Genomic DNA, 21,512 nt, shown 5'->3' on the forward strand with positions numbered 1-21,512 from the left:
AAATAAACAAACTGGCGGTATTGACCCAATCTGGCCCCCAGTTGGGGGTTAGCGCCGGCTGATTTCGCGTTGCAGGGCGGTGATGTTTTTTTCCCGCTCGGTCACCGCGTCACGCAGGCCGCGCAGCAGCGCCGAGTCTGGCTTGGCATGCTGTTCGGTTTCTTTCAGCATGCGCCGGGCGTTGCTCAGGGCTTTTTGTTCGTTATTCAGTTCTTCCTGCAGGATGCGCGCCCGGCCAGTGTCACGCTGGCGCTGGGTGGCGCTGTCGATCACCGGGTAGCCGCCGGGGCTGGGTGGCGTGCTGCCGCGTGGATCCGGGCTGGCCTGGGGGCGGACGGTGATCCGTGAGGCACCATCGCGATTTTGCAGCAGGGCCGATGGCGGGGTGTATGGATTGATCTGTACTGGCGGCAGGGTGCTGCGTTTGGCACCGGGCACCGGGATATTGGAGTAGGTGACATTGCCGTAGGCATCCACGTATTTGTAGATGGGGGCATTGGCCAGCGCCGGTCTGGCCAGGCAGGCCAGCAGCACGGTCAGCAGACGAAGGACAAAGCGAAAGCCGGTCATGTGCTCATGATACCCAGTTCCGGAGAAAAACAAAAAGCCAGGACACGCCGATGAGCTGGAATGGGGTGGTGTTGCTGGCATTTTTCGGGCTGTGTGCACATGAAAAACCCCGCACGGTCAGCCGACCTTGCGGGGTTTTTGCCATCATGCTTGCCTGCCAGCGGCAGGGCAGCAATTACAGGCTGTAGTACATCTGGAATTCCACCGGGTGGGCGGTCATCCGGGTCTTGTTCACTTCGTCCATCTTCAGCTCGATGTAAGCGTCGATGAAGTCGTTGCTGAACACGCCGCCACGGGTCAGGAACTCGCGGTCTGCGTCCAGCGCAGCCAGGGCTTCTTCCAGGCTGGCACACACGGTCGGAATCAGCTTGTCTTCTTCCGGCGGCAGGTCGTACAGGTTCTTGTCAGCCGGGTCGCCCGGGTGGATCTTGTTCTGGATGCCGTCCAGACCAGCCATCATCAGTGCGGAGAAGCACAGGTACGGGTTGGCCAGCGGATCCGGGAAGCGGGTTTCGATACGACGGCCCTTGTCGGATGCCACATGCGGGATGCGGATCGAGGCGGAACGGTTCTTGGCCGAGTAAGCCAGTTTCACCGGGGCTTCGTAATGCGGCACCAGGCGCTTGTACGAGTTGGTGCCCGGGTTGGTGATGGCGTTCAGCGCCTTGGCGTGCTTGATGATGCCGCCAATGTAGTACAGCGCGGTTTCCGACAGGCCGGCGTAAGCGGTGCCAGCGAACAGGTTCTTGCCGTCTTTCCAGATGGACTGGTGAACGTGCATGCCCGAACCGTTGTCGCCAACGATCGGCTTCGGCATGAAGGTGGCGGTCTTGCCGTACTGGTGAGCCACGTTCTGCACCACGTACTTCAGGGTTTGCGTCCAGTCAGCACGCTCCACCAGGGTGGAGAACTTGGTGCCGATTTCGCACTGGCCGGCGGTAGCCACTTCGTGGTGGAACACTTCAACCGGGATACCCAGTTCTTCCAGCACCAGCACCATTTGGGCGCGGATGTCGTGCAGGCTGTCAACCGGCGGAACCGGGAAGTAGCCGCCCTTCACGCCCGGACGGTGGCCGGTGTTGCCGTTTTCATATTTCTTGGCAGAAGACCAGGCACCTTCTTCGGATTCGATTTCCACAAAGCAGCCAGACATGTCGGCGCCAAAGCGGATGCTGTCGAAAATGAAGAATTCCGGTTCCGGACCAAAGAAGGCGGTGTCGCCCAGGCCGGAGGCTTTCAGGTAGGCTTCAGCGCGCTTGGCGATGGAGCGCGGGTCACGGTCGTAGCCCTTGCCGTCGGACGGTTCGATCACGTCGCAGGTCATGAACACGGTCGGCTCGTCAAAGAACGGGTCGAGGTTGGCGGTGTTGGCATCCGGGGCCAGCAGCATGTCGGAAGCCTGAATGCCCTTCCAGCCAGCGATGGAGGAACCATCAAATGCGTGGCCATTTTCGAACCATTCTTCGTCCACCACATGGGACGGCACGGTGACGTGCTGTTCTTTGCCACGGGTATCGGTGAAACGCAGGTCAACAAACTTGACGCCGTTGTCCTTGATCATTTTCAAAACGTCAGCAACCGCCATAATTCTCTCCATGAAGACGTGTGAGCGTAAATCTGGTTTTATCCATGTCTGGATCGTGCCAGACAAGTCGCAGTGAGGATAGCAGAAAACATGCCATGTATAGATGCGCGACACAGACATTCTGCCATAAGGCTTTAAGTAGCGTCATATTTGTGTTTCTGCACCAAAACGGTGCGTTTTGTGGGTTTGTGCTTCATATTGGCGCAATGTACCTTGCCTTCGCACCATGTTTTGGCGTAGCCGGGGGGCGCAGGCTTTGACATAATCATTGCCATTGTCTGAAACCCGACGCTTTGCCACCTGCCAGGGCAGGTGGCCCCACTTGGAGAAAGCCATGACGACTATCGCTGATGTGCTGCAGCGCGCCCAGCAGCGGACGCAGACTGCCCAGCTGCCGTATGCTGGCGCGCTGACCCCGGAAGAAGCCTTCGTTCTGTTGCAGCAGTTGCCCGGTGCCGTGCTGGTGGATGTGCGCACCCAGGCAGAATGGACATTCGTCGGCGGCGTGGCCAATGCGGTGCAGATCGAATGGAAAAGCTTTCCCGGCATGCAGCCCAACCCGGCCTTTCTGGCCCAACTGCAGGCGCAGGTGCCCGCACAGGCGCATGTGCTGTTTCTGTGCCGCTCTGGCGCACGCTCGCACGATGCTGCCGTGGCCGCCACGGCAGCCGGATTCAGCCACTGTTACAATATTCTCGAAGGCTTCGAGGGCGACCGCGACGCCGATGGCCAGCGGGGCCGGCTCAATGGCTGGCAAGCCGCCGGGCTGCCATGGAACCAGGGTTGAGGCTATGATCTCCCCTTCTGTTTTTTTACCTACCTGTTGAAGTGCGCCATCATGACTGACCAATATGCCGTCATCGGCAACCCCATCTCCCATAGCCAGTCGCCGCTGATTCACAGTGAATTTGCCAAGCAGACCGGCCAGAACCTGGCTTACGACCGCCTGTACGCGCCGCTGGACGGGTTTGACCGCGTGGCCAACGACTTTGTCGGTCAGGGGGGCAAGGGGTTGAACATCACCCTGCCATTCAAGGGCGACGCTTTCCGCCTGGCCAACCAGCTGACTTTCCGCGCCAGCGTGTCCGAAGCGGTGAACACCCTGACCTTCAAGGACGGCGTGGTGTACGGTGACAACACCGATGGCGTAGGCCTGGTGCGCGACATCGTGGAAAACCTGGACATGCCCATTGCCGGCAAGCGCGTGCTGGTGCTGGGCGCTGGCGGTGCGGTGCGTGGTGTGCTGCTGCCGCTGCTGGAAGAAAAACCGCTGCGCCTGACCGTGGCCAACCGCACGGTAGAAAAAGCCCAGGCGCTGGCAGCCCAGTTTGCCCCATATGGCACCGTGGATGGCGTGGGCTATCCCGAACTGGCCGGTGAGCAGTTCGACATCATCATCAATGGCACCTCGACCAGCCTTCACGACGAACTGCCGCCGATTCCGCATGGTGTGTTTGCCCCGGATGCACTGGCCTACGACATGGTGTACAGCGCCGGCCTGACCCCGTTCCTCAAGCGTGGCCAGCAGGAAAAAGCCGCTGTGCTGGCCGACGGCCTGGGCATGCTGGTGGAACAGGCGGCTGAATCGTTCTTCATCTGGCGCGGCGTCAAGCCGGAAACCCGCCGGGTGATGGGCATTCTGCGCGAGGTGCTGAGTTGACATGGCGGCGGCTGGGGCAGTTTGCCCTGGCCCTGCTCGGGCTGATTCTGCTTTACCAGCTGTGGATGCTGGGCTGGATTGTCTACTGGCAATGGAATAACCCGTCGATGACGGCATTCATGTCCGAACAGCAGGCGCGGCTGGAAAGCGAAACCGGCGAGGCGGTGCTGCAGCATCAGTGGGTGGCCTACGAGGCCATTTCACCGCAGCTCAAGCGTGCGCTGGTGGCCAGCGAGGATGCCAAGTTTCTTGAGCACGAGGGATTTGACTGGGAAGGCATTCAGGCCGCCTGGGAAAAAAATCTGGCCAAGGGGCGCATTGTCGCCGGCGGCTCGACCATCAGCCAGCAGCTGGCGAAAAACCTGTTCCTGTCCTCGCAACGCACCCCGTGGCGCAAGGGACAGGAAGCCGTGGTCACCGTGATGCTGGAAGCGGTGATGGACAAGCGGCGCATTTTCGAGATTTATCTGAACGTGATCGAATGGGGCGATGGCATTTTTGGTGCCGAAGCGGCTGCCCGCCATTACTTTCGCACCAGCGCCGCGCGCCTGTCTGCACCACAGGCGGCCCGGCTGGCGGCGATGGTGCCCAATCCGCGCTATTACGACCATCACCCCAACGACCGTCGTCTGGCACGCAAGGCGGCGATTATTGTCCGGCGGATGGCGTATGCCGATGTGCCACGGTAGCGCACGCCATTTGAATGCGACGTGCCACCCGCCCCGACCTTGAAGGGCGGTTCACCTTGCCAGGCCGGCACCATCGGCCAATCCAGGCTGGTTTGGTCATGGGCGATGATCTGCTAAAATACTTGATTCACTCACGGGGGCGTCATGAGCATCATCCAGAACAAAAAAGCCTACCACGACTTCTTCATCGAAGAGAAATTTGAAGCCGGCATGGTGCTGGAAGGCTGGGAAGTCAAATCCATCCGCGCCGGGCGTGTGCAGCTGAAAGAATCCTATGTGATCGTCAAGCAAGGTGCCATCTGGCTGATTGGCTGCCATATCTCGCCGCTGCCGACCGCCTCCACCCACGTTCACCCCGACCCAACCCGCATCCGCAAGCTGCTGCTCAAGGCCAATCAGGTCGAAAAACTGATTGGCAAGGTTGAACGCTCCGGTTACACCCTGGCCGCACTGGACCTGCATTACCGCAACGGCTGGGTCAAGCTGGAAATGGGCCTGGCCAAGGGCAAAAAGCAGCACGACAAACGCGAAACCGAAAAAAACCGCGAGTGGGAGCGGGAAAAACAACGCCTGATGAAACACAACGTGCGGTAACGCCATGCAACGCAGCGCAACCTTTCCGATTCTGCTGATTACCCTGGGGGTGCTGTGGTTCCTGCACAGCACCGAACTGCTGCCCAATACCCGCAGCCTGCTGGCGCTGGGCCTGGCTTGCGCCGGGCTGGTGCTGCTGCTGCTGGATGGCCTGAACAAATCCACCCTGGTGGCCACGCCCATGCTTGGCTTTGCCGCCCTGGCCGTATACGGCCTGGACCGCTTTGGCCTGCCCTTCAGCGTGTGGGCCTCATGCGGCATGGTGCTGCTGGGCCTGCTGCTGCTGGGGGCGCGCAGCCCCAGCGTGCCGGAGCGCCGCCGCCGCGCCCCCGATTAACCCCGACTGAACTGGCCGCGCACCCGCCGGCCCCCCTGAAAGAGCTCCATGGACAAAATCCTCATTCTCGACTTTGGCTCGCAAGTGGCGCAGCTGATTGCCCGCCGCGTGCGCGAGGCGCATGTCTATTGCGAACTGCACCCCTACGACATGTCCATCGACGCCATCCGCGCCTTCAACCCCAAGGCAATCATCCTCTCGGGCGGCCCCAACTCGGTGTACGAATCCGACTACCAGGCCGACCCGGCGCTGTTTAGCCTGGGCGTGCCGGTGCTGGGCATCTGCTACGGCATGCAGTGGATGGCGCAAACCCTGGGCGGCAAGGTGGAATCCGGCGACACCCGCGAATTCGGCTACGCCGAAATCCGCGCCCGTGGCCACTCCAAGCTGTTCAACGGCCTGCAAGACCGCAGCAACGCCGAAGGGCATGGCCTGCTGGATGTGTGGATGAGCCATGGCGACAAAGTTACCGCCCTGCCGGAAGGCTTTACCCTGATTGCCGAAACCCCGTCCTGCCCGATTGCCGCCATGGCCGACGAGGCGCGCGGTTTTTACGCCGTGCAGTTCCACCCGGAAGTGACCCACACCAAGCGCGGCACCGACATCCTGCACCGCTTTGTGCTGACCATCGCCGGCGCCGCGCCGTCGTGGACCATGCCCAACTACATCGACGAAGCGGTGAAAAAAATCCGTGAACAAGTCGGCGACGAAGAAGTGATTCTTGGCTTGTCTGGCGGCGTGGACAGCTCGGTGGCCGCCGCGCTGATTCACCGCGCCATCGGCGAGCAGCTCACCTGCGTGTTTGTCGATCACGGCCTGCTGCGCCTGAACGAAGGCCAGATGGTGATGGACATGTTCGCCCGCAACCTGGGCGTGAAAGTGGTGCACGTCGATGCCAGCGTGGAATTCATGGGCAAGCTGGCCGGCGAAACCGACCCGGAGAAAAAGCGCAAGATCATCGGTGCCGAATTCGTTGAAGTGTTCCAGGCCGAATCGAAAAAGCTGACCAACGCCAAATGGCTGGCGCAAGGCACCATTTACCCGGACGTGATCGAATCCGCTGGTGCCAAAACCAAAAAAGCCCACACCATCAAGAGCCACCACAATGTGGGCGGCCTGCCGGAAACGCTGAACCTGAAACTGCTGGAGCCGCTGCGCGAGCTGTTCAAGGACGAAGTGCGCGAGCTGGGCGTGGCGCTGGGCCTGCCGCACGAAATGGTCTACCGCCACCCCTTCCCCGGCCCCGGCCTGGGCGTGCGCATCCTCGGCGAAGTGAAGGCCGAATACGCCAGCCTGCTGCAACGCGCCGACGCAATCTTTATCGAAGAACTGCGCAACACCATCGACGAAGCCAGCGGCAAGAGTTGGTACGACCTCACCAGCCAGGCGTTTGCCGTGTTCCTGCCGGTGAAATCGGTGGGCGTGATGGGCGATGGCCGCACCTACGAATGGGTGGTGGCGCTGCGCGCCGTGGTCACCAGCGACTTCATGACCGCCCACTGGGCCGAACTGCCCTATAGCCTCCTGGGCCGCACCTCCAACCGGATTATCAATGAAGTGCGCGGGATTAATCGTGTGGTGTACGACGTGTCGGGCAAGCCGCCGGCGACGATTGAGTGGGAGTGAGAGAGTCAGTTTTTGCTGCGCCGCCGGTTAAGTGGCGCAGCCGTGCTAGGGATACGCTGAAAAAATCGTCATTCCCGCGAAGGCGGGAATCCAGGGTGTTGATTTTGCTGGATTTTGCTTTTGGCAAAACCGATTTTTCTGAATAAATCAGCGTGTCCCTAGCTGATAAAGCCCGCGATACTGCGGGCTTTATCTTGCTTTGGCGACAGCGGAGGACGGTCTCGATCAAATAAGAGCCGCTCACAAAACTCAGCGCAGCGATTCTGGCTTGCAGAGACAGTACGAGACGTACGGCAAAGTCGTGCAACCACGCCTGGAGGGTTTGGTCAGCCGCTTTAACCAGCCGTCTGCACATCCACATTTCTTCCATATCCTAATACCATGCGCATTCTTGAATACATCGATCTGGATACGTCCGGGGTAGCCAAAACTTACCGCAAGGTGGCCACCGCCATTGCTGCCGGTGATTTTCGGGCGGCACAAGTCAAAAAACTGTCCAATCTGACCCACGGCAAGTTTTATCGGGCGCGGCTGGATGACGCCAACCGGCTGTTGTTTACGCTGGTGCGGCATGGTGATGAAGTCTGTGCGCTGATGCTGGAAGTCATCGCCAATCATGACTACGACAAGTCGCGCTTTTTGCGCGGTGCCAGCATCGATGAAAGCAAGATTCCGGATTGCGATCTGGCCCAGGAAAGCGTCGAGGCGCAGCCGCTGCGTTATCTGCACCCGGAACATGCTGTAGTGCATCTGCTGGATAAGCCGATTTCGTTTGACGATGCGCAAGAAGCCATTTATCGCCAGCCAGCGCCCTTGGTGTTGGTGGGCAGCGCTGGAAGCGGCAAAACCGCGTTGACGCTGGAAAAACTGAAACACGCGGAAGGCGAGGTGCTGTATGTCACCCACTCGGCGTTCCTGGCGCAAAGCGCCCGCGACCTGTACTACGCCAATGGTTTTGAGCATACCGGCCAGGAAGCGGTGTTTCTGTCGTATCGGGAGTTTATCGAAACCATTCAGGCGCCGCCGGGGCGAGAGGCACAATGGCGCGACTTTGCCGGCTGGTTTGACCGCATGCGCCAGAGTGTGCGCGGGGTGGACGCCCATCAGGCATTTGAAGAAATTCGCGGCGTGATTGCCGCAGCGGCTGAGGGCATGCTTAGCCGGGAGGCCTACCGCGAGCTTGGGGTGCGTCAGTCGATTTTTTCGCTGGAACAGCGCGATCTGGTGTACGACATCTTTGAAAAATACCGCACTTGGCTGGCCGAGTCGCGCCTGTTTGATCTGAATCTGGTGGCGCAGGACTGGCTGGCGCGGGCACAGCCGCGCTATGACTTTGTGGTGATCGACGAAGTGCAGGACATCACCCCGGTGCAATTGGCGCTGGTGTTGAAAACCCTGAAAAAACCCGGTCATTTTTTGCTGTGCGGCGACTCCAACCAGATTGTGCATCCCAATTTCTTTTCCTGGGCGCAGGTAAAAAATCTGTTCTGGCACGATCCAACTCTGGCCGAGCGCCAGGAACTGCGCGTGCTGGCAGCCAATTTTCGCAATGGCCAGGAAACCACGCGGGTGGCCAACCAGCTGCTGAAAATCAAGCAATGCCGGTTTGGCTCGATTGACCGTGAAAGCAATTATCTGGTGCAAGCCGTGGGCGGAGAAGTCGGCGCGGTGAGTTTGCTAGGCGATAAAGACGCCGCCAAAAAGCAACTTGACCAGCAGATTCGTCAATCCACCCAGTTTGCCGTGCTGGTGATGCGCGATGAAGACAAGGCGGAGGCGCGCAAGTATTTTTCCACCCCGCTGCTGTTTTCGATTCACGAAGCCAAGGGGCTGGAATATGAAAACATTGTGCTTTATCGCTTTGTGTCTGACCACCGCGCCGAATTTGCGGAAATCACCACCGGAGTGAACAAGGCCGACCTGCTGGCCGAGCAGCTGGATTACCGTCGCGCCAAAGACAAAAGCGACAAATCGCTGGAAATTTACAAGTTTTTTGTCAATGCGCTGTACGTGGCGCTGACCCGCGCCATCCGCAATGTGTATCTGATCGAATCCGACACCCAGCACCCGCTGTTTGAGTTGCTGGAGGTTAAAGCAGACGGCCCGGTCAAGGTGGAAGCCAGGCAAGCCAGCCTGGAAGACTGGCAAAAAGAAGCGCGCAAGCTGGAGCTGCAAGGCAAGCAGGAACAAGCCGACGCCATCCGCAACCAGATTCTCAAGCAAACGCCACCGCCGTGGACTGTGCAGGGTCAGCAGCACACCGAACTGCTGATGACCAAGGTGTTCCAGGACAAGGTGCCGGGCAGCAAGCACCGGCAGCCTTTATATGACCTGGCCGTCTGCTATGACTTGCCCGTGCTGGCAGAATTTTTGCACCACCATGGCAAGTTCAGCCCCGCACAAACTTTTGACGCGCAGCGACCCATGCTGGTACGTAAAAATTATATGGCGTATTTTTCGCCAAACTTCAAAGACATTCTGCGCCAATGTGACAAACATGGCGTGGAACACCGGCTGCCGGTGAATCTCACCCCGCTGATGGCGGCCACCGCCGCAGGCAATCTGCCGCTGGTGGACGCCCTGCTGGAGCGCGGTGCCAGCCTGGACGCCCAGGACACATTTGGCTGCACCGCCCTGCACTGGGCCATGCAAGAAGCATTTCGTGATCCCAAATATGCCAAAGGGCCGTTTGCCGCGCTATACGAACGCCTGGCCCCAGCCTGGGTGGATGTCAACACGGGCGAGCGCCTGGTGCGCATTGACCGGCATCTGACCGAATACTTTGTCTTTCAGACACTGTGGGCCTTGTTCCGCAGCCGCTTCACCCATTTTCAGCGCCGCCCGTATGCCGCGTTTGACTCGCAAACCCTGATCGACGCCTGGGAAGCGCTGCCTGCCAATGTGGTGCGGCCCGAACGTAAAAAGCGCCAGCACCTGAATCACGTGCTGTCGCGCAACGAAATCATGCGCGATTATGCCTATAACCGCGCGCTGTTCCAGCGCGTGCGACAAGGCTGGTATCAGTTTAATCCGCAGCTCTTGGTGCGCGATAAAACCGCAGACGGCGCCTGGATGCCGATTTACACCGCGCTGAACCTGCCGTTTACCGCCCAGTTTGCCGACTTCCCCGTGTGGAACATGATCGAGAAATACCTGGCCGCCGCCGACCTGCCCCCGCGCGCCGAGCTGATTTTGCCCTGGCAAGTGACCTCAACGCTGAGATACGGCTGGGAATAAGGCCTGCCAACATTCCCCCCCCTCAGGTGGCGTGAGCGCCCAGCCCCTCACCGCCGCCGCCCCACCCGGTGCCGGGCAAGCAGACGGCCCATGCAAGATAGGCAATGCACTGGGCGCGGAAATCGTGCCCAGCCTGGGCGACGGCGGTTGGCTCCCCCGGTCGGCGGTTACACCAATCCCCAGCCTCGCGCGTGCAAACGCGCCACGCCGCCATCGCGGCGCAGACTTCTGGCATAATTTTTCATCATCCGCCCCACCATTCTCCAGACCGGATTCCTGATGTTGCCGCTGCCAACTCGCCCATATCCTTCTGTCTTGCTGGAACAAATAAAACCTGCTCGCTCAATAGGAGCCACCCCATGCCTCGTAGACAGCTTCCCGCGCCGGATGCCGGCGACCTTCAGCCATCCTGGTGCCGTCTCTGGTTGTGGATCCAGGAGCATCGCCAGTTGCTGGCGAATCTGATCGGGCAAACCCGCTCGAAAGATATAACTGAGAAGTTGGAGCAAGCTGGAGCCTTGCTTGAGCCAATGCTAGAGCAAGTATTGAAAGAGCTCAGCCGGAGCCCATCCAACGATTTGTTGATGCGTGCTTATGTTTGTCTGGTCGAACTGGAGCATCGAGCCAGCAACAAAGTGGAACGGCACTGGGACGAGACTGGCAAAGTCAGCCTGGACGACGAAACCTATGTCTTACTGCCACCCCTGCGCCACACTGCCCGCATTGGCCGCAACGAGGAATTCTTTGCGCTCAGCGATGAACTGGCGATAGATGGCGCGCTGCACTTGCGGTTTCGCTGGGTGAATATTCCATACGGGCAACGCATCGTGCGCCAACGTATCACCGAACTAGCTAATTTTCAAGATAAGTCAAGCTTTTTGGTGGCCATGGCACCCTTTGCCAGCCACCGGGATATGCACTGGGCCGCTTCCCCAGACGATGCTAGGGGGTATGATCACCGGGTGCCTATGCGCTGCGGCGGCAGCATGGACAAGGCCGCGATGGAGGGCCGGCTGAAAAGCATTCTGAGCACCGCGTGGGATGCAGGCGCGCATGTGCTGCTTTTGCCCGAACTGGTGGTGGACGACGATTTGCTCCAGCATTGCAAGGACTGGCTGGCCACTGAAAATCTGCGAGAGCCCCGTTTACGCCTGGTGGTGGCTGGCAGTCGCCATTGCCATGAGGGGGACAATTTCGCCAACCGCTGCACCGTGCTCGGCGCGGCGGGTGATGTGTTGTGGGAGCAGGACAAACGCAGCCATTTTGTGATCGACCAACAGGATGCCTTGCAGGCTCTTTTTCCTGGTAGCGATATGGCAAAAGTGTTTGAGCCCACCAGTCTGGGTAAGACCATCACCGTAGCGGAGACAGAGATCGGCCGCTTGCTGACGCCTATATGTCTGGATTACATCGAAGGCGATCTGTGGACCAAGCTGGGCGCAGATATGTACCTGGTGCCGGCCATGAGCGGCAATCTGAGCCGCTTTGTTGATCAAGCCAAGACAATGGGTGGGCGCCACGGTGCGGCCAGTTTTGTCTGCAATGCTCAAGACAGCGCCGCAGAGGAAAAATGCCGCTTGGCCTATTTGCCCTTTAAAACGCGCCCGGTTGTCCGGCGCCTGACCAGCTCATCAGAGATAATCCCCCCACTTTTCACTGTTGAGGTAAGATTAAAGTGAAGCAATCTACTTTTAGCTGATTTTTAGTTCACTCATTTCACTAAAAAACCATGACCGATGACATTACCAAATGTGCCGAAGCCTTACGCTTGGCCTTGCTCGACAACGAAACCGAGGCGGCGCGATCACACCAGAACTGGCTGATGGGCAAGGCAGCGTCGGCGTTGTTGCGCCAGGATGAGGATAGCCTGCGGGCATTCCGGGCGGCGCTGGCCGGGCTGCCAGCCGTTGCCGACCGTTTTGGCGAGGGCAAAAAAGGTGACCGCTGGCGTACGGTGTGGGAACTGGTCGATGCGTTTTGTGAAACACCAAGGCCGCTGGAGCAAGCCCGTCTCGCCAAAGTGGCCCAAGTGTCCGGTAAGGTTTTGCTAGCGATCCGCAACGAGCCGGGCATCAGCCCCGGCGAACTTGTCACGCAGCTGGGTAAGACAAACTCCCATGTTTCCAACGTGCTGCGCCAACTGATCGAACAAGGCCTGGTGCATCGTCTGGCGGAAGGGCGCAGTGGCCGTTGTTTCCTGACTACGATGGGGCGGCAGCAGGTTGAGGCTATGCGGCCGGAAGCCACAGCGACTGTCCCTCAGAAGCCGGTCAAGGCCTCATCGACTCAATCCAGACCTCAACCTGCCGGCAGCTGCTTTCTGTATATCGATAGTGCTAAGTCCCATTGGACAAAGCCATACGAACGCCCGAGCTTCTCTTTTGTTTGCTAACCACCGCGCCCTATGCCCACCCCATCCAAGACCCCATTCATCGCCTTTTATTCCTACAAGGGCGGCGTCGGTCGCACCTTGGCTCTGGCCAACTGCGCTCGCTCTCTGGCGGCAAGGGGGCACACCGTGGCGATCATCGACCTGGACTTAGAGGCCCCCGGCCTGGAAGCCTTTGATGCCTTCCGGCCCAATGGGGAAGCGCCGGGCAAGCCAGAATCTCCCCACCCCCCCTTGACCGGCTTTGCCGAATACATCGCCCATTGCCGCGAACAAGGGGCGCCGCCCACTTGCTTGAGTTCCTATTTTCATCTCTGCGTTGGCAAGCCTGGCGACCGGGGTAAAGTTTATTTGATGCCGGCTGGCCGGCGCGGCGAGGCCGCTTACCGGGACATTCTCTCCTTCGACTGGGATCGCTTTTACCAAGACGAAGACGGCTACCGCTTCATGGAAAATCTACGCGGCCACATTGCCCATAATCTGGGCGATGACGAAAACCAGCCGATCCGGCCGGATTACGTGCTGATCGACGCTCGCACTGGCCTGAGTGAAACTGGCGGCATCGCCACCCATCAACTGGCCGACCTGGTTGTGCTGCTCTTCAATCTGAACCGCCAAAATCTGGAAGGCACCCGCTGGGTTCATGATTCCCTGGCCAAACTGGACAACCCGCCAGCCATGCTGCTGGCCATTTCGCCGATTCCGGAGCTGGAAGAAGCCGAAGGCACGGTATTCCGCCAGCGCCTGCAAAGCATTGGTGATGATTTGAAGCATGCGGCCAACGCCACCCAACCGCTACGCATTCCTTATCGGCCGGTCTTGTCGCTGGAGGAGCGCATTGCGACCGATGAGGAGGAAGACCGACGCGCCGACTACCATCTACCCTATGAACGGGTGCTGGACGCGATCCTGCGGAAACTGAAGGCGCCGGATATCTACCTGGATGAAGCCAGCCGGGCCATCCGGGACAATCAGTTTGCCGAAGCCGTCGAATGGCTGAAAAACGGCTTGGTCATCTATCCTGAGCATCCCGCTTTGCTGGAAATGCTGGCGCAACTGGATGGCGATGCCGACACTGTGCGTATCGACTTCACCCACCTTCCTGCTGGCGCCACTCACTTTCTCGGTCGTGACGATGAACTCGCCATACTCGACGCCGCCTGGGATTCCGCCGGCGCAACCGCCCTGGTCGAACTCATCGCCCCCGGCGGCGGCGGCAAGTCTGCACTTGTTAAGCGCTGGCTGGACACCCTTAAAACCGCCAACTGGCGCGGCGCCCGCCGGGTGTTTGCCTGGAGCTTCTACAGCCTGGGCAGCGGCGACGAGCGCAATGCTTCGGAAGATCTGTTTCTTGCCGAGGCCATCAAATTTTTTGGCGTTGCCGTCGAAGCCAGCCTGAACCCCGCCGACAAGGGCCGGGCGCTGGCCGAGGCGGTTGTCGCCCGCCGCAGCCTGCTGGTGCTGGACGGACTGGAGCCGCTGCAACACCCGCCCGGCCCGCTGGCCGGCGAGCTGCGCGCACCTGGCCTTAAGGCCTTGCTCACCCATCTGGCCACTGCCGGCCGCCCCGGCCTAGCGCTACTGACCAGCCGGGAGGCGCTGAAAGACCTGGACGAATGGGCCAACAGCCCAAGCAGCGCCGTCCGGCGCATCGACCTGGGCAATTTAAGCGACGCCGATGGCGCGCGTCTGCTACACGCCGAAGGGGCCAACAAGGCCGGCAGCGCGCCCATCACCGCCGACGATGCCGAACTCAAAGAGGCCAGCCGGCAGGTCAAAGGCCACGCCTTGACGCTGAGTTTGCTGGGCAGCTATCTGGCCCTGGCCCACGAGAACAACATCCGCCAGCGCGACCAGGTGGATTGGGCCGAGGCGGATGCCGAAACCAAGGGTGGCCAGGCATTCCGCATCATTGCTGCCTATGAGCATTGGTTTGCTGGCGAGGGCAGCGCCTCCCGCGAACTGGCCGCACTGCGCCTGTTCGGCTTTTTCGACCGCCCGGCCACCCAGGAAAACCTGGCCGCGCTGCGCGCCGCGCCAGCCATCGCCGGCCTGACCGAAGCACTGATCGACCTCAAGCCCGCCCAATGGAACGCCACCCTCAAACGCCTGCAAACCCTGCGCCTGCTGGATTTTGACCCCGCCAGCGGCCGCCTGGACGCCCACCCGCTGCTGCGCGAATACTTTGCCGCTACGCTGAGCAAGAACCAGCCGGAAGCCTGGCGAGAAGGCCACCGCCGGCTCTACCAGCAACTTAAAAACAGCGCCCCACATCAGCCTGGCGATCTGGCCGGCCTACAACCGCTTTACCAGGCCGTGGTGCATGGCTGCTGGGCGGGTTTGCACCAGGAGGCGCTCAATGAAGTGTATATCGACCGCATTTTGCGTGGCACGGGGCCGGAAGGCTTTTATAGCACCAGGCAGCTTGGCGCCCTTGGCTCTGATTTAGGTGCGGTCGGGCGTTTTTTCATTGAACCCTGGCGGCGGCTCGCACCGGACTTGCCGGTACGCGCCCAGGCTTGGCTGCTCGATGTAACAGCCTTCAACCTGCGCGCCTTGGGCCGTCTGGCAGAGGCAATTGAACCCATGCGAGCCGGGGTGGAAATGCGGGTGGCTCAGGCTGCTTGGCAAAACGCTGCCATCGGCTACGGCAACCTTTCCGAACTACAACTGAGCCTGGGCCGTATCGCGCTGGCCGTGACCGACGCCGAGCGCGCGGTGGACTACGCCGACCGCAGTGGCGATGCTTTCTTCCGTATGGTATCCCGCACCACCCTGGCCGATGCCCACCACCAGCAGGGTGAGCAGGAGGCCGCTCATCGCGGCTTTGCCGAGGCCGAGGCGATGCAGGCTGAAGGCCAACCCGAATACCCGCTACTGTACTCGCTGCAAGGCTTTCGGTATGGCGAACTGCTGCTGGCAGAGGCCGAGCGGGCCGCCTGGGGCGAGCCGGCGGCGGCAGAGGGCCGCGAAGCTTGCACCCAGGTGGCGCGGCGGGCGGCGCAGACCTTGGCATGGGCCGAAATTCATTTGGGCCTACTTGACATTGCCCTCGCCCAGCTGATCCTCGCCCGCTGCGCCCTCTACGCCGACCTGCTGCATGGCCGCCCCCCCGGCCAGGACGCCCAGCTGCACACCGAAACCGCCGTCGCTAGCTTGCGCCAGGCAGGCCAACAGCAATATCTTCCCCTTGGCCTCCTCACCCGCGCCTGGCTGCACCACTGCCTGAACGACCGCCCCGGAGCCGAAGCCGACCTGGCCGAAGCCCAGCGCATTGCCGAGCGTGGCGGCATGAAGCTCCATCTCGTCGACATTGCGCTCACCCGCGCCCGCTTGTTTAACGACACCGCCGAACTCGCCAGGGCGCGGGCGCTGATTGAAGAATGCGGCTACGGACGGCGGCTGGCAGAACTGACCGACGCCGAAACCCGCCTGGGCAATTGTCGATAACCCCTCCCGGAACCCATGTCATGAGCCATATTTTCATCAGCTACAGCCACCAGGACGAAGACTGGAAGAACCGCGTCGCCAAACAGATCAGCGTCCTGTCCCGCGCAGGGCTGGACACCTGGGATGATCGGCGCATTGCCGCCGGCGATGACTGGCATCCACAAATTCAGCAGGCCATTGCGCGGTGCGATGTGGCGGTGTTGCTGATTTCGGCTGATTTCCTTACCTCGTCATTCATCCTCGACCAGGAAATCCCGCTGTTGCTGCAACGGCGTCAGGATCAAGGCATCCGGGTGATTCCGCTGATCGTCAGCCCGTGCGCGTGGCAGCGTATTGATTGGTTGAAGGGGATACAGGCCAGGCCACAAGATGGCAAGCCCCTGTCGGGCATGAGCCCGCACGACGCGGAAGCTGCGCTTTCCAACCTTGCCGGTGAGATCGCCGACCTGCTGCTAGCGCCACCCAGCAATGCCTCCTTCATGCCGCCGCCGCGCCCCGGCACGCCTTCTTCGGCGGCCAGCATCTGGCAGGAAAAGCTGGAGTTCCTGCGCCAACAGGAAGCCATTTGTGCCGACCCGGCCCAGAAATTCACCTTGAAGAAACAGATCGAGGAAGCCGAAGCGAAACTGAAAGCGCTGTCATGAGCGAAGAAGCACCATCCCTTGATCTGCTTCGGGAAAAGCTGGAGTTTTTCCGTCAAGAAGAAGCCATCTGCTCAAATCCTGACACAAAATTCGAACTCAAAAAAAAGATTGAAGCGCTTGAACAACAACTGGGGGTGAGGACAGCGACTGGGGAAGAGAAAGACCCTATCCCCACCGACCTCACCCACCTCCCCACCGGTGCCGCCCACTTCCTCGGCCGTGACGACGAACTTGCCAGGCTCGACGCCGCCTGGGATTCCGCCGGCAAAACCGCCCTGGTCGAATGCATCGCCCCCGGCGGCGCCGGCAAGACGGCCTTGGTCAAGCGCTGGCTGGAAAGGATAAAACAGGACAATTGGCGTGGCGCCCGTCGGGTGTTTGCCTGGAGTTTCTACAGCCAAGGCAGCGGTGACGAGCGCAATGCGTCGGAAGATCTTTTTCTTGCCGAGGCCATCAAATTTTTTGGCGTATCGGTCGAAGCCAACCTGAACCCCGCCGACAAGGGGCGAGCGCTGGCCGAGGCGGTTGTCGCCCGCCGCAGCCTGCTGGTGCTGGACGGCCTGGAGCCGCTGCAACACCCGCCCGGCCCGCTGGCTGGCGAGCTGCGCGCGCCGGGCCTTAAGGCCTTGCTCACCCATCTGGCTACCGCTGGCCGCCCTGGCCTGGCGCTGCTGACCAGCCGGGAGGCGCTGAAAGATCTGGGCGAATGGGCCAACAGCCCGAGCGGCGCCGCCCGACGCATCGACCTGGGCAATCTGAGCGACGCCGACGGCGCGCGCCTGCTGCACGCCGAAGGGGCCAACAAGGCCGGCAGCGCGCCCATCACCGCCGACGATGCCGAACTTAAAGAAGCCAGCCGGCAGGTCAAGGGCCACGCCTTGACGCTGAGCTTGCTGGGCAGCTATCTGGCCTTGGCCCACGAGCACGACATCCGTCAGCGCGACCAGGTGGATTGGGCCGAGGCGAATGCCGAAACCAAGGGCGGCCATGCTTTTCGGGTGATCGCCGCTTATGAGCGCTGGTTTGCCGGTGCGGGCAAAGCCCCTGAGCTGCTGGCGGCGCTGCGCTTGCTGGGTTTCTTCGACCGCCCGGCCACCCCGGAAAACCTGGCCGCGCTGCGCGCCGCGCCAGCCATCGCTGGCCTGACCGAAGCGCTGATCGACCTTAAGCCCACCCAATGGAACGCCGCCCTAAAACGCCTGCAAACCCTGCGCCTGCTGGATGTTGACATCGCCAGCGGCCGCCTGGACGCCCACCCGCTGCTGCGCGAATACTTTGTCGCTGCGCTGAGCAAGCAGCAGCCGGAAGCCTGGCAAGAAGGCCATCGCCGGCTCTATCACCAACTTAAAGACAGCGCGCCGCACCATCCCGAAGGCCTGGCTGGCTTGCAAGCGCTTTACCAGGCGGTGGTGCATGGTTGTCGGGCGGGTTTGCACCAGCAGGCGCTCGATGAGGTATATATCGACCGCATCCTGCGCGGTACGAGAGTGGGCGGCTTTTACAGCACCAGAAAACTCGGCACCATCGGCGCCGACCTGGGGGCGGTGGCCTGTTTCTTCGTTCAGCCCTGGCAGCAACTGGTGCCAGGCTTGTCGGCAGGCGCCCAAGCCTGGCTACTCGGCGAAGCAGCCTCCCGCCTGCAAGCCTTAGGCCGGCTGACGGAGGCGCTGGAACCCATGCAGGCTGGGGCGCAGATGCGGGTGGCGCAATCAAACTGGAAAAATGCCGCCGCCGGCTACAGCAACCTTGCCGAACTGCGACTGAGCCTGGGCGACATCGCCCAGGCCGTGGCCGATGCGGCACGCTCGGTGGACTATGCCGACCGCAGTGGCGATGCCGCTTGGCGTATGGCATTTCGCACCACCCTGGCCAATGCCCGCCACCAGCAAGGTGAACGGGAAGCGGCTCGCTGCGGCTTCGTCGAGGCCGAGGCCATGCAGGTTGAGCGCCAACCCGAGTTCCCGCTGCTTTATTCGCTGCAAGGCTTCCGGTATGGCGAACTGCTGCTGGCCGAGGCCGAGCGGGCCGCCTGGGGTGGATCGGCGGCGGGAGAGGGCAGCGCAGACTGTGCCCAGGTGACGGAGCGAGCGGCTCAGACCTTGGCATGGGCCGAAGCCAACCAAATCTCCCTCCTCAGCATCGCCCTCGACCACCTGACCCTCGCCCGCTGTGCCCTCTACGCCGACCGGCTGCACGACCGCCCCCTCGGCGACGAGACGAAGCAGTACAGCGAAGCCGCCGTCGCTGGCCTACGCAAAGCTGGTGACGTAACCCATCTCCCCCGTGGCCTCCTCACCCGCGCCTGGCTGCACCACCGCCTGAACGACCTCCCCGGCGCCGAAGCCGACCTGGCCGAAGCTCAGCGCATCGCCGAGCGCGGCGGCATGAAGCTCTTTCTCGCCGACATCGCCCTGACCCGCGCCCGGCTGTTTAACGACAGCGCCGAACTCGCCAAGGCGCGGGCGCTGATTGAGGCATGCGGTTATTGGCGGCGGCGGGAAGAGCTGGAGGATGCGGAAAAGCGGCTGGCTGGCGCTTGTGACTGAGGATGATTTGCCCCATCGCGCCTGAAAACGCGCACCCTGCGGGCGATGCCAACAAACCGGCCAGTCGCCAGGCAAGTTGAAACACAAGGGCTTATATGGGCACGTTTACGCCAGGCATCTCGGGCTCATTTATTTGAAAACAAAACCTTACTTGGCCACAGTGAACCACCCTCCGCGCCATTCCCGCGTAGGCGGGAATCCAGGGGTATCCACCGCGTGCAGCGGGTGTAGGCGCTCACGACTGCCCCGCAACGCTCAACGTCCACGATGCACGCTGTGGCACGGTCTGGGTTCCCGCCTGCGCGGGAACGACCCCTGAGGTGACACGCAAGGGTTCAGCGTTTCAGCTGATACGCGCTCTTCCTGGCCGGGTTGAGCGCCGCGATAATGGCGTTGTTGTTGTACACCACCAAATCGCTCAGCTGCACCGCCTTGCCGGCAGTGTCCACCCAATCGCTGGCGGTAAACGGCAGCGGCGCGGCAGTGGTTTGTGCGGCCAGTTCGGTCAGCCGGGTGCTCAGGGTGTGCAAACCACCCTGGGCGTTGAGTTTTTTCGCGTTCAGCACAAAGCGCGTGCCATCGTTGCTGAGCTGGCCCACCGCTAGCAGGGCGGCGTTGACGTTTTGCAGGGCGGTCCAGCGCGCGTTGTCCAGGGATTTGGGTTTGTTGGGCTCTGCGGCGTCGTGCGGGTCGTCGCTGCGATAATAGCCCACCAGCCCTTCAAACAGATTCACCGGTGCCCACACCACCCGGCCCAGGGTCAGCCCGCTGCCAAGGCCACTGGCTTGCAAGGTGGCCAGTGCGCTGACAATGGCCTGCTTGTCGCTGTCGTTGCTGATGTCGCCGGTGGCGGTTTGGGTGATTTGATACAGCGCCTGCATGGAAGTTTGCGGCAGGGTGTGATGCAAGGAAAAATTCGGGCCAATCCAGGTTTGCACGGTGGGGGCGACGTTGTTGGGCGGGATTTTTTTTGCGTTCAGTGCCACTTCCGCCTGGGTCAGCAGGCTGCCCGACCAATTGATGCTGGCGGGCACGGTAGGGCGAGGGCCAATTGGCAGGCTGATGTCGCCTGAGGTTTTGCCTGCCGCCCATGCACTGGCAGACAAGGCGCTGATGCTGATCAACAGGGCGGCCATCAGGTGGCGCAGGCAAGCACTCGGGGATAGCGAGCAGGAAATCGACATGACAGGTTCTCCAGAGAATGGGCAGCCATCAAATACGCTGCACCACACCGGCAGGATGCGCGGTGACCCCTGTCAAGACGCGATAAGCCTCTGGCTGTGAAACCAGAGGGGGATTCAACTGAGCCGTTTTACCCACTCCATCACAATGGCAGTCAGCACCGCCACCAGCCCGCCAGTCAGCGCGCCCGCCTTGGCGGCCTGGGTTTCTACTTTGCGCAAACGGTCGTCCATGGCGTCCAGTCGTTCGCTTTGCACATGCTGGCTGGTGACAATCATGTCCAGCTGGCCTTCTATCCGGCCCAGCACCCTGGCCAGATCGGTATGGTCGTCATTCATGCAGTCTCCTGAGCAGGGATAAGGGGTCAGGTCAGCGCCTGTCGGGGGCGGCCAACAGGATGTCTGCGCCTTGTCTGGCTGCCGGGCGCATGACGGCGGCTTGCCTGACCGTGGCGGGTTCAGTTCAGTGGGCGAACGGGGGCTGTTTTGTCGGTTTGCTTGAGCAGACGCCAGACATGGCGGCTGGCAATGCCATAGCGGCCCGCCAGTTCGGCCACCGCCTGACGGGCGCTGCGCTGCTGGCCGATGGTCAGGCTATCGAATTCGGCGCGGATTTCCCGGTCGCGCAGTTCACGCAGGGCCACCTTGCACAGCGGGATATGCACATCGGCATCGCCGGCAAAGTGGCGGGCCAGCAGCTCGGCTTCGTGCTGGCCAATGATTTGCGCCAGCGAATCAGGCGCGTGTTCACGCGGGGTGCGCGGGCCTTTGACAAACGACCAGGTTCGCCCGCCCAGTTCGCTGACCAGCTTGAGCGTGGCCGGCAGGCCAATCAGCTCGGCCAGGGTTTGTGCGCTGGCCGGCAGCAGATGTTGCACTTGAATCAAATGTTGTGGGGTCATGGTGGAAAACTCCTTTTGCTCAGGCCGGGCCACCCTGGCCGCGCAAAATACGCCAGCAGAGGCAACGCGTAGGGGCAATCCGGCTTAAAATACGCACACGGT

At 61.3% G+C, this 21,512-nt stretch carries 17 protein-coding genes; 12 read left to right on the plus strand and 5 right to left on the minus strand.

Annotation, left to right across the window (positions count from 1 at the left end):
• Positions 1-48: 48 nt before the first annotated feature.
• Positions 49-570 carry a DUF4124 domain-containing protein gene (locus tag BXU06_RS02115; protein ID WP_171982082.1) on the minus strand — a complete coding sequence of 174 codons (522 nt, stop codon included), beginning with the start codon at positions 568-570 and terminating at the stop codon, positions 49-51.
• Between the two features lie 175 nt (positions 571-745).
• On the minus strand, positions 746-2,155 hold the full coding sequence (gene glnA, locus BXU06_RS02120) for a type I glutamate--ammonia ligase (protein ID WP_077296370.1): 1,410 nt from the start codon (positions 2,153-2,155) through the stop codon (positions 746-748).
• Positions 2,156-2,489: 334 nt separating this feature from the next.
• Here glnA and BXU06_RS02125 point away from each other — a divergent pair, with 334 nt between their 5' ends.
• From BXU06_RS02125 to BXU06_RS02185, 12 genes are all read left to right on the plus strand, one after another.
• Complete coding sequence (locus BXU06_RS02125) at positions 2,490-2,942, plus strand: rhodanese-like domain-containing protein (RefSeq protein ID WP_077296372.1); 453 nt, start codon at positions 2,490-2,492, stop codon at positions 2,940-2,942.
• 51 nt (positions 2,943-2,993) lie between these two features.
• On the plus strand, positions 2,994-3,815 hold the full coding sequence (gene aroE / locus BXU06_RS02130) for a shikimate dehydrogenase (protein ID WP_077296374.1): 822 nt from the start codon (positions 2,994-2,996) through the stop codon (positions 3,813-3,815).
• Entirely contained in the window at positions 3,812-4,504 is a 693-nt protein-coding gene (gene mtgA / locus BXU06_RS02135) for a monofunctional biosynthetic peptidoglycan transglycosylase (RefSeq protein ID WP_077296376.1), read from the plus strand. Before aroE ends, mtgA begins: the two co-directional genes overlap by 4 nt.
• Positions 4,505-4,648: 144 nt before the next feature.
• Positions 4,649-5,098 (plus strand): SsrA-binding protein SmpB, encoded by a 450-nt coding sequence (smpB, locus tag BXU06_RS02140; protein WP_077296378.1) that lies wholly within the window; start codon positions 4,649-4,651, stop codon positions 5,096-5,098.
• Between the two features lie 4 nt (positions 5,099-5,102).
• Entirely contained in the window at positions 5,103-5,435 is a 333-nt protein-coding gene (locus BXU06_RS02145; RefSeq protein WP_077296380.1) for a hypothetical protein, read from the plus strand.
• 48 nt (positions 5,436-5,483) lie between these two features.
• A complete protein-coding gene (gene guaA, locus BXU06_RS02150; RefSeq protein ID WP_077296382.1) occupies positions 5,484-7,061 on the plus strand; it encodes a glutamine-hydrolyzing GMP synthase in 1,578 nt (525 codons plus the stop codon).
• A 381-nt stretch (positions 7,062-7,442) separates the two neighbouring features.
• Positions 7,443-10,298: a UvrD-helicase domain-containing protein gene (locus tag BXU06_RS02155; RefSeq protein WP_077296383.1), complete on the plus strand. Its 2,856-nt coding sequence runs from the start codon at positions 7,443-7,445 to the stop codon at positions 10,296-10,298.
• Positions 10,299-10,657: 359 nt separating this feature from the next.
• A complete protein-coding gene (locus BXU06_RS02165) occupies positions 10,658-11,977 on the plus strand; it encodes a carbon-nitrogen hydrolase family protein (RefSeq protein WP_150125064.1) in 1,320 nt (439 codons plus the stop codon).
• Between the two features lie 50 nt (positions 11,978-12,027).
• Complete coding sequence (locus tag BXU06_RS02170) at positions 12,028-12,690, plus strand: MarR family transcriptional regulator (RefSeq protein WP_077296389.1); 663 nt, start codon at positions 12,028-12,030, stop codon at positions 12,688-12,690.
• A 12-nt stretch (positions 12,691-12,702) separates the two neighbouring features.
• On the plus strand, positions 12,703-16,137 hold the full coding sequence (locus BXU06_RS02175) for a KGGVGR-motif variant AAA ATPase (RefSeq protein WP_077296391.1): 3,435 nt from the start codon (positions 12,703-12,705) through the stop codon (positions 16,135-16,137).
• Positions 16,138-16,157: 20 nt separating this feature from the next.
• A complete protein-coding gene (locus tag BXU06_RS02180; RefSeq protein ID WP_171982083.1) occupies positions 16,158-16,781 on the plus strand; it encodes a toll/interleukin-1 receptor domain-containing protein in 624 nt (207 codons plus the stop codon).
• Positions 16,778-19,327 carry an ATP-binding protein gene (locus BXU06_RS02185; protein WP_077296394.1) on the plus strand — a complete coding sequence of 850 codons (2,550 nt, stop codon included), beginning with the start codon at positions 16,778-16,780 and terminating at the stop codon, positions 19,325-19,327. The genes BXU06_RS02180 and BXU06_RS02185 overlap by 4 nt, the downstream gene beginning before the upstream one ends.
• A gap of 335 nt (positions 19,328-19,662) precedes the next feature.
• On the opposite strand, the gene BXU06_RS02190 is transcribed toward BXU06_RS02185, so the two are convergent.
• The 3 genes from BXU06_RS02190 to BXU06_RS02200 all read right to left on the minus strand — a co-directional run bounded on the left by BXU06_RS02190 (position 19,663) and on the right by BXU06_RS02200 (position 21,410).
• Complete coding sequence (locus BXU06_RS02190; RefSeq protein ID WP_077296396.1) at positions 19,663-20,511, minus strand: hypothetical protein; 849 nt, start codon at positions 20,509-20,511, stop codon at positions 19,663-19,665.
• A gap of 114 nt (positions 20,512-20,625) precedes the next feature.
• Positions 20,626-20,847, minus strand: a complete 222-nt coding sequence (locus BXU06_RS02195; protein WP_077296398.1) for a hypothetical protein — start codon at positions 20,845-20,847, stop codon at positions 20,626-20,628.
• 119 nt (positions 20,848-20,966) lie between these two features.
• Positions 20,967-21,410, minus strand: a complete 444-nt coding sequence (locus tag BXU06_RS02200) for a Mor transcription activator family protein (RefSeq protein ID WP_077296399.1) — start codon at positions 21,408-21,410, stop codon at positions 20,967-20,969.
• Positions 21,411-21,512: the final 102 nt, after the last annotated feature.

Source organism: Aquaspirillum sp. LM1 (assembly GCF_002002905.1).
Lineage (GTDB): Bacteria > Pseudomonadota > Gammaproteobacteria > Burkholderiales > Aquaspirillaceae > Rivihabitans.